Origin of the sequence: Winogradskyella sp. Asnod2-B02-A (assembly GCF_045063645.1) — a bacterium.
GTDB lineage: Bacteria > Bacteroidota > Bacteroidia > Flavobacteriales > Flavobacteriaceae > Winogradskyella.
Genome location: NZ_JBEFOG010000027.1, coordinates 916,134 through 931,517, shown reverse-complemented (window position 1 = coordinate 931,517; position 15,384 = coordinate 916,134). Strand labels below are relative to the sequence as shown.

The window sequence follows — 15,384 nt, the reverse complement described above, 5'->3', positions numbered from 1 at the left end:
CTCAACTACTAATCTAAAAGTTTAAATGATTTTGTGAACTCTACATTAGAGTCTGTTCCGATTGCTACTTGAAAATCACCAGGTTCTGCAACAAAATCTATATTAGCATTGTAGAATTTCAAGTCTTCAACTGAAATGGTAAAAGAGACAGTTTTTGTTTCGCCTTTCTTTAAGAATATTTTCTGAAACCCTTTCAATTCTTTTACAGGTCTAGTGATAGAGCCTACAACATCTCTAATGTATAATTGAGCGACTTCTTTACCATCAAAATCACCAGTATTTGTAATATCTACAGACACGGTTACCGTATCTTTTTGAGACATAGACGTCTTATCTAATTTTATATCGCCATATTTAAAGGTTGTATAGCTTAATCCATAACCAAAAGGATACAATGGTTCATTACGAACATCGATATAATTAGACTTGAATTTTTCAAAATTCCCTTCAGAATTCCCTAAAGGTCGACCTGTATTTTTATGATTATAAAATAATGGTACCTGACCAACATTTCTTGGGAAAGTTGCGGTTAACTTTCCGGATGGATTTACATCTCCAAACAATACATCTGATATAGATAAACCAGCTTCACTACCAGGAAACCAAACATTAAGAATTGATGGTACATTTTCGCTTTCTTCAACCAAAGTTAATGGTCTCCCAGTAAATAGTACTAAAACGACAGGTTTTCCAGTTTTTAATAAAGCATTTAATAAGTCTTTTTGAATTTGTGGAATGCCAATATCTGTACGACTACTGCTTTCGCCACTAAACTCTGAAGATTCGCCTATGGTTGCTAAAATCACATCTGATTTTTTTGCAACAGCAACAGCTTCATCTATCATTTGTTGGTCCGTTCTATTATCTCTAGGAATTGTTTTACCAAACATTGTAGCACGCTTTTCTAACTCAAAGTCGTAATCAATGTTGCTTCCTTTAGCATATAATAAATTGACATCACTACCAACGGTTTGTTGCAATCCGTCCCAAACAGAAATACAACTTTCGTGATCTGTAGAGACACTCCAAGTTCCAGCCATATTATTACTCGCTTTAGCCAATGGTCCGATAACTGCAATTGTACCCGATTTTTTTAGCGGTAAAATTTGACTTTCATTTTTTAATAATACTGTTGATTCTGCTCCTACTAAGCGTGCATAATCTCTATTCTCTTGTGTATAAGTATCATTTTTAGCACGTTCTTCGTTACAATATTTATAAGGGTCTTCAAACAATCCAACTTGATATTTTGCAGTAAGTACACGTGCAACCGCTTTATCTATATCTTGCATTGAAATAGCGCCATTATCTAAAGCGGTTTTTAAATTTTTAATAAACGCAGCCGAAATATTTGGTGAATCGCCTGCCATATCCATATCTAAACCAGCTTTTAATGCTAAAGAAGTTACATCAACTTCGTCTCCCATACCATGAGCCATCATTTCGTAAATTCCAGTGTAATCTGAAACTACAAAGCCATTAAAACCCCAATCGTCTCGTAATAAATCTGTAAGTAACCATTTATTACCAGTTGCTGGCACTCCATCTATTTCATTAAAAGACGCCATTACAGAACCAACACCAGCATCAATGGCTGCTTTGTATGGTGGTAAATATTCATTAAACATTCTCACACGACTCATATCTACTGTGTTGTAATCTCTACCTGCTTCTACTGCGCCATATAATGCAAAATGTTTAACACATGCCATCATTGTATTATTAGCAGACATATCGTTTTGTTGGTATCCATTTATCATCGCTTTAGCGATTTCACTTCCTAAAAAAGGGTCTTCTCCATTACCTTCAGAAACTCTTCCCCAGCGTGGATCGCGAGAAATATCTACCATCGGCGAAAACGTCCAGTTAATTCCGTTTGCACTTGCTTCTGAAGCTGCAATTTGAGCTGTTTTTTCAATCATTTCCATATCCCAAGAAGCAGATAAACCTAGCGGAATTGGGAATGTGGTTTTAAAACCGTGAATGACATCCATTCCAAAAATAAGAGGTATACCTAATCGGCTTTTTTCTACTGCGATTTTCTGTACGTCGTAAATATTCTTAATATCTTTTATATTGAAAAGACCACCAATTTTACCTTCTTCAATTTTTTTAACAACATCTGTACTTTTTGAAGAACCTGTTGTAATTGGACCCGTTGCAGGTAGATTTAATTGGCCTAATTTTTCATCTAAAGTCATTAGACTAATAATAGAATCTACTTTTTCTTGAAAAGGGTTTTCGTTATCAGCCGAAGTGATGCTCTTATTATTGGTATTACAAGACATTATGGCTAGAATACTAACCAATACTACAAGGGATTTTATTTCTGTAAGTTGAAGTTTTTTCATTTTTTATTTTTTTGATTTAGAGAAAAGCCATGTTAATAATTCTGGTTCTGCAAAGGCAGAATCCCAACTGTTATGATTATCGTCTGCATACAATGTAAAATTTGGTTTGCCACCATTTTCTAAAATTGCGTTTACCATTTTTACCGAGCCTTTTGGATCTACAACATCATCATTTGCACCATGAAAAATCCACATTTCTACCTTAGTAGCATACAACTTAGCTAGCTCAGTATTACCACTACCGCAAATAGCAAAAGCGCCTGCAAACATATCTGGTTGTCTCGATAGAATTTCAAACGTACCCATACCACCCATTGATAATCCACCAACGTATACTTTTTTCTTATTTACATAATCCTTACTCGTTAAGTCTTCCATTAAACCTATAACCAATTGCATGGGCTTTGTTGCCTCTTTATCTTTTGGAAACTTTAAACTTATTGGATAACTACTTCTGTCGACATCTGCATTAGACCAATAACTATCTTTTGGACATTGAGGAAAAATAACAATTGCCGGAAATGCACCACGATTCATCTTATCTGTAAACAATTTACTACCATTTGCTAATTGTTTTTTATTATCATCGCCACGTTCACCCGCTCCATGTAAAAACAAAACTACAGGATATTGATTGTCTTCTGAAAAATTTTCGGGATACATAATGCGATATTTTAAAGTGTCTTCGCCTTTAATATGTACCTTCTCTTTAAACAAATCCTTTTGAGCAAATGCTATTACTGAAGACAGCATAAAACAAAAGATTAAATAGGTTTTTAGTGTTTTCATTTTTTAAATTGAATTAATATGTAAATCCTAATGCATCTAAACCGTTTTGAACATCTTCATTTTGCATGAATAGATTCCAAAGTAATTGTGATCTATAATTTTCTATCATAATGATTTCGGGTCCTTGGTCTATAGCTAAATAGCGTTCGGCTACCCAATCATTATATTGAGGGCTGAATGCATCGTAAAATCCTGCATTGCCTAATAGAATTTCATTTTTACTATAAAAATAATGCATTGCTGCTAGCGATTTTTCTGGTGTATATGGAATAGAGCTAATTGCTGCTGTGGGAGAAATAACACCTGTGTCATTTTCTGGATCATGAGCTGTGTAACCCACAGAACCATCGGTATTTCTGGTATAGCTCGCAGTTAAACCCCAACAATTCGATCCATAATCTAAGTAATTGTTTGGATTGTCTACACAGTATAGATAATTTATGTTGGTATGGTTCACATTTAAATCCCAATAATTAGCATATTGATCTGACAAATTTCTTGGATCTAAACCTAAATAAGAATAATGCGCCCAAAACAGTGGTCCTGTTCCTGTGCCAGCATGATCTAAAATTAAAGGTGTATTATACTGACTCGAAGACGTAACAATATTACCATTATCTGCCCAACCTTGATGGTAAGCCTCAGCCGGAATTGAATAATCCGGCGAAGCTGCACCTAAAACAAACGCTATTAATGTTTCGTTATATCCTTTTAATTCAAGATTTATTGCAAAATTATTTGTTGGACTCCAATGCCAATACAAAGCATTTTGGCCTTGTGTGTACCAATCCCATTCTATACCTTTCCACAGTAAATCTGCTTGTGCTGCAAGTTCTGCTTCTTCAGTAGAACCGTCTTTAAAATATTCTTTTACGCAAATTAGTCCTTGGGCTAAAAAAGCGGTTTCTACTAAGTCCCCTCCGTTATCATCAGAACTAAAAGGGATGATACTGCCTGTTCCTCCATCAATCCAATGAGACCATGCTCCATGAAAACGATCTGCACCTTCAAAGAAATTTAATATTTGAGATAATCTTGAAACTCCCTCTGCTCTTGTTATATAACCTCGTTCAATACCAACTAATATTGCCATTAAACCAAAACCACTTCCACCTGTGGTTACTACATTTTGACTATTTGTTGGGTCAGTAGGATGGTATCTTTCTTTTGCTGCTCCAGAGTTAGATTCTGCATAATCCCAGAAATACTTAAATGTCGTTTCTTGGGTTAAATCCATTATTTCTTCATCAGTTAATGTTTCAACAACAGGATCATCATCACTTGGATCATATGGTTCTTGGTAACCAGGACCATCATCGGATCCGCAAGCTGTAAGCAATATACCTACGATTAATAATTTAACTATTTTCATTTTTAATTTGTCTTTTTATAGTGGAATCCAAGCTTATCTAAACCAGATTGTACATTTTTATTTTTCATAAATAAATACCATAACAATCCTGTTCTATAATTTTCTATCATTACAGGAATTGGCCCTTGATCTATTGCTAAATATCTTGGTGTTGACCAATTATCTTCAAAGCTAAACGCATCATAAGGACCATATTTGCCTACCAAACTATCATGATTTTTATAAATATTCACTAAAACATTCATACTCTGTTTAGGTGTATACGGAAAGGAGGATAATGCTGCTGTTGGAGAAATCACTCCCAAATCTGCGCCTGGTCTATGACCAGCATATCCTTTAATGGAATAGCTAGAAGTTAATCCCCAAAGACTATCTCCATAACCTTTAAAATGCTTAGGATTATCTATTGCATATTCATAATGAATTTTGGCATGATTTTGAGTGAGCTTCCAATAATCTGCATACTGATCTGAGAGTCCATTTGGGTTTAAACCTAGATATGAATAATGTGACCAAAATAAAGGTCCAACTGCTGCGTCGTTATGCTCAAAATAGTCTAAAACTAAAGGCAAGTTATACATAGAATCTTTGGAAACTATATTACCATTTCTAGCCCAACCTTTGTCGTAAACTGATTTATTTATAGGATGTGTTGGAGAGCTTGCAGCAAGTACATACATTATTAAACATTCATTATAACCGCCAACAGGAAAATTCATTTCCCAATCATATTCTGGTGACCAATGCCAATATAAAACATCTTCATTGTTTTTAGTGTACCAATTCCATTCTACCTCTTTCCATAATTCATCAATTTTTGATCGTAAATGCTGCTCTTTGTTATCATCACCATCAAAATACTCTGAAACAGTAAGAAGCCCTTGTATTAAAAAAGCAGTTTCAACTAAATCACCTCCATTATCTTTTTTAGTAAATGGATACATTTTGCCAGTTTCACCATTGATCCAATGTGGCCAAGCTCCATGAAAACGATCAGCTTTTTCAAGAAAATTGACTATTTTAATATAACGGTCTAACGCTTCGTGCTTTGGTATAAAGCCTCTTTCTATACCTACTAGAATTGCCATTAATCCAAATCCACTACCACCAGTTGTTACTGTGTTTTCTGGTGAGGATGGATAATTGTTATCCATATGAATCCTTTCTCTAGCTAAACCAGAATTAGGTTCTGCTCCTTCCCAGAAGTAGTTAATGGTTTGTTTTTGAATTGTATCTAGCCATTTGTCACCCATTAATTGATTACCTATTGGAGCAACTTGTTTATTTACACTATTTTTTTTCGAATTATTACAACTCGTTAAAAAGAATAGCATAGCAAGCACTATCAAAAAAAACTTATAATTTGATGGATTCATTTATTAAAGCTACTTTAAAATAAACTTTAGCTGTATTTATACTTTTATAAATACAGCTAAAGTATTGAAGACTAATTCAAAAAAATATATTGATTTTCTAATATTGTTTTTAAAGCATTGATTGAATTTCAGCTGCAGATAAAGCTTTGTTATATAAGCGTAATTCATCTAACATACTTAAATCTGATAGATGGTTCCAATAGCTAAATGTTGGACCACCAGCGCCAATGTTTAATTCACTACAACCAGACCAATCTATACTTGATGCTAAAGTTGAAGAGAGTTGTTCTACACCATTGAAATAAATTTTACTTTCTGTTGCAGAAACTGTTAGTGCTATATGCACCCATTCTCCAGCACTTACATCTATAAGACCACCATCATTCCAACTTTCATTATCACCAACACCAACATTTACTTTTATACGCTGTTCTGTTTCGGTTCCTTCTCTAAATAATCTAAACCCTTGAAACCTATCATCTACATCATCACCTACAACTAAAATACCTGCGCGATCTGGTGTAGAATTTACTTTATACCAAAATGTAGTACTAAATGCATCTGCACCAAACAAGCCATCTATTGGGAAAGTTAAATAAGAGTCTGTTGCTCCCATGAAGGCATTAGAGCCCTCGTAGCTTTCACCAGCAAATGTTGTAGAACCAACTTCTGTAGGCATATCTAAACTTATTAATTCTGTATTTGCACCATTAAAAGGCATATAAAAAGTTTCACCATCATATATTGGCTCATATGGGTTTGTAATATTGATCATATTAAGAATTTCACCTTGAGATAACGTTGTGTTAAATAAACGTAATTCATCCATAAAACTATCATCAGACTCATGTCCCCAATAACTAAACGTTTCTCCTCCAGAACCAATAGTAAGGTCTACACAGTCTGTCCAATCTATTGCTCCAGATGGAGTAGCAGTGTTAACAGGTACTCCGTTTAAATATATAACAGTTTCAGTTGGTGCAATTGTAAAGGCCACGTGCACCCATTCTCCAGCAGTTACATCTATAACCCCTCCATCATTCCAACTTTCTCCATCACCAGTTCCTACATTTAATTTTATTCTTTGCTCTGTTGCACTACCTTCTCTAAATAATCTAAATCCTTGAAAACGATCATCTGCATTATCACCTACAGTTAGAATACCTGAACGATCTGGAGAGCCATTTACCTTATACCAAAATGCACCACTCATGTTACTACCAAACATTAAATCTTCAATTGGAAAAGTTAAGTATGAATCTTCAGTAGCTTTGAAAGCATTTGAACCGTCAAAGGCTTCACCTGCAAAATCAGGAGTGCCTATTTCTGTGGCATCAGTTATTGATAATAGTTCTGTATACGTGCCGTTAAAAGGCATGTAGAATACTTCACCAGAAAATATTGCCTCGTAAGGTGGAGCTTTAGAAAAATTGACTGTAGTACTTGCAGTATTGCCTTCTAAATCGGTTCCTGTAACTGTTATAGTGTGGTCACCAGCAGTTAAACTATCGTAAGTATATACTCTTTCTACAATTCTATAATCTAAAAAAGTGTCATTAGAACTGTCAAATGTGGCTATTTGAGTACCATCAATACTAACAGATATTGAAGCAACTTCTATATCATCTTCAACTTTAAAAGATATATCAATAGGTACTACTAATTCTAGCCCAGTTATTTCATCTCCTTCAGAAGGGTATATTATCTCAACGACAGGTGCACCTGCATCTGATCCCGGATCTATCTGAGTAATTGGATCTAAACCATCATCGCACGATGCTATAAAAAGCATCATAAAAATTCCAAATAATTTTATTAATGTATTTTTCATAGTTTCTTAATTATTTTGTTGACTTTGATAATAGTCGTTAAGTATATAGCTTTGATCTAATTGCTCTTGTGGATAAGGTAAATATGCTTTTTGCATAGTGAATGTTCTACCATCATAGCTCAATTCTTCCGTTTTTTCTAGTCTCACCATGTCGTGATATCTAATTCCCCATTCCATGGCTAATTCTGCAAATTTTTCGTCCATAACTTGATCACTAGTTACTCCACTTAAATTTCCTAAGCCTGCTCTATTTCTAACTTCATTTACTGCATTATCTGCTGTCCCAGCGGTTCCAGTTGCACCTCTTGTAAGAGCTTCTGCATACATGAGTAATACTTCTGCATAACGTATAACTGTGTAATTTTTATTAGTTCCGTAACTAGTTCTACCAGAGGTTAATTCTATAGAAGGTAAATAATGTTTACCACTTGCTTGGAATGCTCTAGAATAATCGTTTATTACATCTCCATCTCTAGTGGTATTAGAAATCCAACTTGGTAAAGTAGCGTAAGCAGGATCTGATTGTAATTCTGCAATCCCTCTATCGGTAAATAAAACACTAGTTTCTAAACGCACGGTTTCTCCTCTATCTAACATGAATTTAATAAACTTAAAACTTGGTTCATAAAAACCCCAACCACTTGTAGCTTCTGGTACAGCTGCAGTCCAATTTTGTGGTCCATAAAATGCAAATAAATGACTTACATTTTCACCTGAGGCTTGACCAAAATCTGAATATTGAATTTCTAAAATATTTTCATTTGCTAACTTTCCGTCTGTTTTAAATAAATGATAGTAATCATCAAAAAGTTGAAAAGCATTAGAATTAATAATTTCACCTGTAGCATCAGCTACATTTTGGTAATTCCCAATTTCTAAATTAGCCATTGCTTTTACTGTTAGTGCAGTGTAGCTAGTAATACCACCTGGTAAATCTGTACGTTGTGAAGGAGCAACATCTAATAAATTTGGGATTGCTTCATCCATTTGTGTAGAAATCCAAACCATTAATTCATCCTTAGGTAGGACTTCTATTTGGGTTTGATCTGTTGTTTGAATTTTATATACATCTCCAAATAGCCTTGAAAGTTCTAGAGTAATAAAACCTCTTAATACTTTACACTCGGCTATATATTGATCAATTAAGGCAGAATTTACGCCACCATCTCTAAATCTTTCTAACGATTCAATTTGCGATGTAATTTGTAATATGTCTTGAGACCAATTTTCAAAAATTGAATTATACATCCAATAGTTATTATCGTAAATGTAATTGTCTGTATCTGCAAATCCTTGCTGATCACCTAGACCACCAGCATTAACGTCATCACCTCTCACTGCTAATAGCGGAATTTGTTCCCATCCTACACTCTGGAATTTTTCGTAAGCTCCGATTAATGCACCAAACGCACCATCTTCGCTAGTGTAGTCTATTTGCCCTGTTAGAACGATAAGTTCTTGTTCTTCATCTAAGTTATCTTCACATGTAAATAAGAAAACAGGTAAAATGAATAAAATAATTCTAAATTTAAATATATTTTTCATTGCTTAATTTTTTTTAAAATTTAACTGTAACGCCAAATGTATACACCGATGGTGTTGGGTATGTTTGTGAATCTCTTCCATCAAAACCAACCTCTGGATTAAAACCATTATAACCTTTTGTCCATAATAGAGGACGGTCTGCAGTAAGCGTAAAACGCATTTCTGGTAATTTTTCTTCTCTTAAAGTGTAGGCTAACTGAATGTTTTGAATTCTAAAGAAATCACCATCTTGTAAAAAGAATTCAGATAATTTTTGGTTCCATAAGTTTCTGTAACCTTCAGAAGAGGGGAACTTATTTGTTGTTCCTTCTCCGTGCCAGCGATTTACTGCTAATTCTGCATCTATGTTTCGTCCTTGATTTCTAATAACCTCCATACGATTGGTGTTTAAGATTACATTGCCTCCTTGGCCATAAAAGGCCATATTTAACTCAAAGGCTTTGTAGTTAATTCCTATATTACCACCATAATAATATGTTGGTACTGGTGATCCAATTACTTTTCTGTCACTTGCGTCTATTGTGCCATCGTTATTAAGGTCTTTGTATTTAAAATAACCTGGGTTAATCGCTGTACCTTCTGCTATAATTGCTTGTACATTAGGGTCTGCAGCAATTTCTGCTTCATTTTGATATACACCTTCTATTTCATAACCATAAAAAGAATTAATGGCTTCACCAACAATTAAACGTTGTCTTGCTTCTGCTGTACCAGTATTAATATAAGGCTGACCAGCTAAACCTGTAATTTGATTGTCTACAGTACTAAAATTACCAGAAATATTGTAGCCAATATTTTTAGATATTTTTCCATTCCATGTTGCTGCTAATTCAATACCTCGATTTCTAACTGAACCCGCGTTTTGGCTACTAACTTCTGTGCCTACTAAAGGAATAATATCTATCACTAAATTCTTGGTGTCTTTTATATAATAATCTGCTTCTAAAGACAATCTATTATCAAATAGGTTTGCAGATAAACCCACATTTAATTCTTCGGTATATTCCCAGTCTACGTCATCTGCAACTGTAGAAAATTGAAAACCATTATAATAAGTATCATTAAAGACGGTAGAAATTGTGCTTGCAGAGATAGGAATACTTGCACCTACCGCGTTATTGGCTAGTTTTCCCCAACCTGCTCTTAGTTTTAAATAATTTATAAAACTAATATCTTGCATAAAAGACTCTTTAGAGATTTCCCAACCTAAACCAAATGCTGGTAAATTAACATAGGTGTTTTCATATTTGTTACTTCCCTCAGAACGAAACGTGGCATAGGCCAAGTATTTGTCATTGAATTTATACTGTACTCTACCGAAATAAGACATTCCGTAGTATTGGGTGCCATTATCAAATGATGTTCTACTATCCTCAGAAGTATTCTGTATGTACCAAGTTTTTTCATTGTTTCTTAAAAAGGCGCTACCTGGATCAAAATTACCACTTCCTCTAAAATAGCGCCAATAATCATCTCTAAAGGATGTACCAGCCATAACAGTTAAATCGTGTTCACCAAAAGTATTTGTATAAGTTAAAACATTATCAAAAATGTAATTTTCTACGACGCTATTTGTTCTGGTAATTGTAGAATTATCAATACTTCTTTGATAATCATCAGTAATGTAATAAGGCAATAACATGATACGCTCATTAGTTCCTAAATAATTATAAGATAACGTTGTTTTAAAACTTAAACGATCTTTAAGAATCTTAAAATCTGCATAAAAGTTAGCTGTTGTTCTTCTTCTTTCTCCTCTTTTATCTGAATTGTCTAACAATGGAAATGGATTTTGTGAACCTCTATAACCAATTTCTCTAGCATCTGAATATGGCGATGGACTAGCTTCTGTAAAATTGTAATCGTAAACAGGTAGAATAGGAACCGCAAAATAGGTTAGTTGCCATGCAGATGGTTCATCATCATATTTAACAGCATTACTGAATAATACGTTTCCGCCAACATTTAACCAATCTGTTGCCTTCGCGTCTACTTTTGCTCTAAGGTTAAAGCGTTCGTAACTATTCTTCATATCTAAAATACCATCTTGAAGGAAGAAATTTCCACCAAGTGCATAAGATATACTTTCGGAACCACCATTAACTTGTAAATCATAATTTTCAATTGAGGCAACTCTTAATACTTCATCATACCAATCTGTATTTACATTTGGTATATTAGGGTTTACTCTACTACGACCAAATCTTTCAATTGCTTGATTTACGCTTGAAATTTCTGAAGCGGATCCAGACTCTTGTGCAAATGTTACAAATTGTTCTGCATTTGCCATTTTTAGAACATTCTGTGCACTTTGCATACCATAATAAGATGAGAATGTTACTTCTGCTTTTTTATTAAATCGACCCCCTTTAGTAGTTATTAAAATAACACCATTTGATGCTCTCACACCATATATAGCAGAAGCAGAAGCATCTTTTAGTATAGTAACGTTTTCTATTTCATTAGAATTTAAAAAATCAATACTATCATAGAACATGCCATCTACAACATATAAAGGTGATGAATCTCCAGATAGGGAATTAGTACCACGTATTCTTACCTCAGGTGTTTCACCTGGAGAGCCTATGCTGCTAATTTGTACACCAGCTACTTTTCCTTGAAATCCTTGAACTAACTGCGCTGCAGGAGTAGAATGCAACTCTTCTGGGTTAATAGTTGCAATTGCACTAGTTAAATCTGCTTTTTTCTGTGTTCCATAACCTATAACAATAACTTCGTTTAACGAAGCTACATCATCTTTAAGAACAATATTTAATTCAGTTTGATTTTCAATTAATACCGTTTGAGTTTCTAACCCAATATAACTGAATTCAATTTGTTCTCCAGGTGATGCTTTAATAGTAAATTTACCATCAAAATCGGTGGTGGTTCCTCTACTTGTTCCTTTGATTAAGACGTTTGCTCCTGGTAAGGGCATTCCGTCACTTCCGGTTGTTACAATTCCGTTAATTTCAATTTGCTGTGCAAAAGCACAAATCGAAAAAAACAGCATTAACAATAGACTGAATTTTGTTTTCATAGAAATTAATAAATATTAGAGTTTATTATTTAGTTTTTGTGTTTGTCTAAATTATAACCTAATGTTAAATTCTGTTAACTTCTATTTACATTTTAAATACGTCATGCCTTAAATTTATTAACAGAATTTAGGAGAAAGCCTAACATGACGTACTCTAAAGCTACTAAAAAAACGTTGTAGTTGTAAAGAAATTAACAAAGTGACGTAGTAATGACGTAGTAAAATAATGGTAATATGATAATTTGGCGCTTAGATTATTTGATATTTAATAAATAATCCACCATAGAAATGTCATTATCTAAATTTAGCTTCTTATTTAATCTATATCTATGTGTTTCTACTCCTCTCACAGAAATGTTTAATAAGGGAGCTATCTCTTTAGAAGATAAATTCATTTTGATGTAGGCACAAATTTTTAAATCTTTAGAAGTGAGCTTTGGATGTTGCTCTTTTAGTTTTATAAAAAACTCATCATGAACTTGGTTAAAGTTATACTCAAAAACTTCCCATTCATCTTTAAGTACAATGGAATTATCAACTTTTTTTAAGAGCTTTTTATAGGCGTAGTAATTTTGAAAACCGTCTTTATTAATTATTAACTCCTTTTTAATTTCTTGTAAAGACTCGTTCTTTTTAACCAAAGCCATAGCGTTATTTGCCAATTGTTTACTCTTAGATTTTATGTCACTTTGCAGTGCATCATTTTTTAGTTGAACAATGCGTTTTTCATTTTCTAATGTTTTCTCTCTAAGTAGTTTTTGCTGCTCTTTTTGATACTTAATCTTCATTAGTCTTTGTTCTCTAATAAGTTTTCTTTTTTGAACATAGAAAAACGTATATATAGCTAAAGCAAAAGTTAAGAGATAGATTAAAATACCTAATGTTCCTCTGTACCAAGGTGGATTTATTTCAAATGTTAAGCTTTCAATTGGTGATATATTACCAAAATCATTTTGTGATCTAAATTCAATTTTATAACTCCCCTCAATTAAGTTGGTTAATTCTATTGTGTTATTTTCTAACTCATTCCAATGATCGTCATTCTCAGATAATCTATATTCAAAAAAATGATTAGTTGATCTCGGAGATACTATTTCTAGTTCTAAACTTTCGCCATACGCTATGGATAAAGGTTCTTCTTTAAAGTTAAGTGCAATAGCTTTTTTATTGACTAGAATAGATTCGACTGTAGGTTTATATAATTGAAGATTTTTTTTAAAACCATTATCAATCATCATAAAACCATTAACTAGGTTAAGCGCATATATAGAATCCTCAATTTTAGATATGTTTTCGTAACCTACAACATATCTGTTTTTAATTTTTCTATTTCCAAAGGTGATACTATCTGTAATATTATTAAATGCTTTGAAACTAATGAGACCGTCTTTATTAATTAATGCTAAGCGATTGGTGTCTTCTTCAGAAATAATATAACTATCCTTTCCTAATTTTTCATTGAGTAGGTTATATGGAACAATTGAATCAATTATTGGTTCGTATTTCTGCCAACCATCATTTGTTTTAAAACTGATATTATTTTTTATGTTATAAACACGCAGATTAAAGTCAGACCCAATTCCTTTGTCTCCATAAGATTTAACACTAGAAATGGTGTCATAATTATCATCAAATTTTACGCGATATAATCCCTTATAGGCATGTGCTACCCAAGCTGTATTTGGACTCTCAAAGGCCAAAAACCTTGAGGGAATTGTGGTTTTGCCTAAATGCTTAACGTGCCATTTATTTGATTGTTTTTCAAATTTCACCAATCCAGTATACGTTCCTTGTATATAGGTGTTTTTGCGTTCGGGTACTTTTTTAATTGTCCATCCACCAGTAAAGCTCGAAATCCATGTTAGTTGATCTTCATCAACCACAAAAGTTCCTTCATTATGACCACAAAAGAGTTGATCTTCAATAATTTTTAAATCCCAAACCTGACCTTGAGATCCTTCTATAAAATGAAGTTTGTCATTTTCATTAAGTTTAAAAAGACCTGTATTACTTCCTATGTAAATTTGCTCTCTATATTTTACTACATCATATACAGCTCCTAGTTTACCAGATTGATCATTAAAGAAATAATGATGACTATCTAAATCAATTTTAGAAATACCATTATCTAGCCCTAACCATAAATTATTTGAAGCATCTACATATTGTCCTAAAACCGTATTGTTTATTAAGCCATTTTCTTTACTAACATGAAATTTTAAATTGCCTTTAACATCTGTTAAAAAAACACCGTCTTTAATGGTTCCAAAAACCATTTCTCCATTAGGTAATTGTGAGAATTTGTTGAGTTGATGTTGCTTTAACTCTTTATCAATTTTAAACCGTGTTGGTTTTAATTGATTGTTATGTAAATAATAACTTCCTTTTAATGAGGTTAGTAAAAGCAAACCGTCATTGTAACTTGTTAATGAAATAATTTTAGTGTCTACCAGATTAGAATTAAAAAAGAATGGTTTTAGGTGGTTGTCCTCTAAAGAGAAAATACCTTTATTTAGAGTACATATGTAAAGCTTATTATCAACAACGTTACTAGAAATTATAGCAGACTTTGGACTTAATTGTATTACATTTTTAAAATCATAGATATAGATATTTAAAAACGATCTAAAAATAATTTTATCTTCAAACTTAACGATTTGCCATATCTCTTCGTTTGGCGAAATTTGATCAATAACTTTATCACTAAGTGAGACATATTTTAAAACTCCAAAATCATCTTTTTCCCAATACCCAAACTCTTCATACGAGCCAGTAAACACAATATTATTATCTGTAAAGACAGAACGAACAGTCGTCTTATTTGGTAACTGATAGAATTTCCAATTTAAAGCATCATAGGCCAGTAACCCATTATTATTTGCGACATAAATTTTGCCATCTTCAGATCTTGTTATATCCCAATTTTGATTACCCGCTTTATATTCTGCTAAAGTATAGTTATGAGTACTAGGTGAGTATTGCCCATGAACTTTTGTAAGCAGAAAAAAAAGAAATAATATGTGTATTGTTTTTTTCAATATAAATAGTAAATCAACCGCATTAAAAGGTTTAAAAATAAG

8 protein-coding genes are annotated in these 15,384 nt (G+C 33.1%); all 8 read right to left on the bottom strand.

Annotated elements, in window-relative coordinates:
• Positions 1-8 precede the first annotated feature (8 nt).
• A complete protein-coding gene (gene bglX, locus ACJJVO_RS12115; RefSeq protein ID WP_405574487.1) occupies positions 9-2,351 on the bottom strand; it encodes a beta-glucosidase BglX in 2,343 nt (780 codons plus the stop codon).
• Positions 2,352-2,354: 3 nt separating this feature from the next.
• Positions 2,355-3,140, bottom strand: coding sequence for a prolyl oligopeptidase family serine peptidase (locus ACJJVO_RS12110; protein ID WP_405574485.1), 786 nt, complete (start codon positions 3,138-3,140; stop codon positions 2,355-2,357).
• Between the two features lie 13 nt (positions 3,141-3,153).
• Positions 3,154-4,512 carry a glucoamylase family protein gene (locus tag ACJJVO_RS12105; RefSeq protein WP_405574482.1) on the bottom strand — a complete coding sequence of 453 codons (1,359 nt, stop codon included), beginning with the start codon at positions 4,510-4,512 and terminating at the stop codon, positions 3,154-3,156.
• Positions 4,513-4,514: 2 nt separating this feature from the next.
• The gene (locus ACJJVO_RS12100) at positions 4,515-5,888 is read right to left on the bottom strand and encodes a glucoamylase family protein (RefSeq protein WP_405574480.1); all 1,374 of its coding nucleotides are present in this window, start codon (positions 5,886-5,888) and stop codon (positions 4,515-4,517) included.
• Positions 5,889-5,997: 109 nt separating this feature from the next.
• Positions 5,998-7,719, bottom strand: a complete 1,722-nt coding sequence (locus ACJJVO_RS12095; RefSeq protein ID WP_405574477.1) for a LamG-like jellyroll fold domain-containing protein — start codon at positions 7,717-7,719, stop codon at positions 5,998-6,000.
• A 6-nt stretch (positions 7,720-7,725) separates the two neighbouring features.
• Entirely contained in the window at positions 7,726-9,264 is a 1,539-nt protein-coding gene (locus ACJJVO_RS12090; RefSeq protein ID WP_405574474.1) for a RagB/SusD family nutrient uptake outer membrane protein, read from the bottom strand.
• A 13-nt stretch (positions 9,265-9,277) separates the two neighbouring features.
• Positions 9,278-12,304, bottom strand: coding sequence for a SusC/RagA family TonB-linked outer membrane protein (locus tag ACJJVO_RS12085; RefSeq protein ID WP_405574471.1), 3,027 nt, complete (start codon positions 12,302-12,304; stop codon positions 9,278-9,280).
• 254 nt (positions 12,305-12,558) lie between these two features.
• Entirely contained in the window at positions 12,559-15,342 is a 2,784-nt protein-coding gene (locus tag ACJJVO_RS12080; protein WP_405574468.1) for a LuxR C-terminal-related transcriptional regulator, read from the bottom strand.
• Positions 15,343-15,384 lie beyond the last annotated feature (42 nt).

Excerpts from the sequence above, each read along its gene's own strand:
- bglX (WP_405574487.1), bottom strand. The coding sequence starts at position 2,351 with ATGAAAAAACTTCAACTTACAGAAATAAAATCCCTTGTAGTATTGGTT.
- ACJJVO_RS12110 (WP_405574485.1), bottom strand. The coding sequence starts at position 3,140 with ATGAAAACACTAAAAACCTATTTAATCTTTTGTTTTATGCTGTCTTCA.
- ACJJVO_RS12105 (WP_405574482.1), bottom strand. The coding sequence starts at position 4,512 with ATGAAAATAGTTAAATTATTAATCGTAGGTATATTGCTTACAGCTTGC.
- ACJJVO_RS12100 (WP_405574480.1), bottom strand. The coding sequence starts at position 5,888 with ATGAATCCATCAAATTATAAGTTTTTTTTGATAGTGCTTGCTATGCTA.
- ACJJVO_RS12095 (WP_405574477.1), bottom strand. The coding sequence starts at position 7,719 with ATGAAAAATACATTAATAAAATTATTTGGAATTTTTATGATGCTTTTT.
- ACJJVO_RS12090 (WP_405574474.1), bottom strand. The coding sequence starts at position 9,264 with ATGAAAAATATATTTAAATTTAGAATTATTTTATTCATTTTACCTGTT.
- ACJJVO_RS12085 (WP_405574471.1), bottom strand. The coding sequence starts at position 12,304 with ATGAAAACAAAATTCAGTCTATTGTTAATGCTGTTTTTTTCGATTTGT.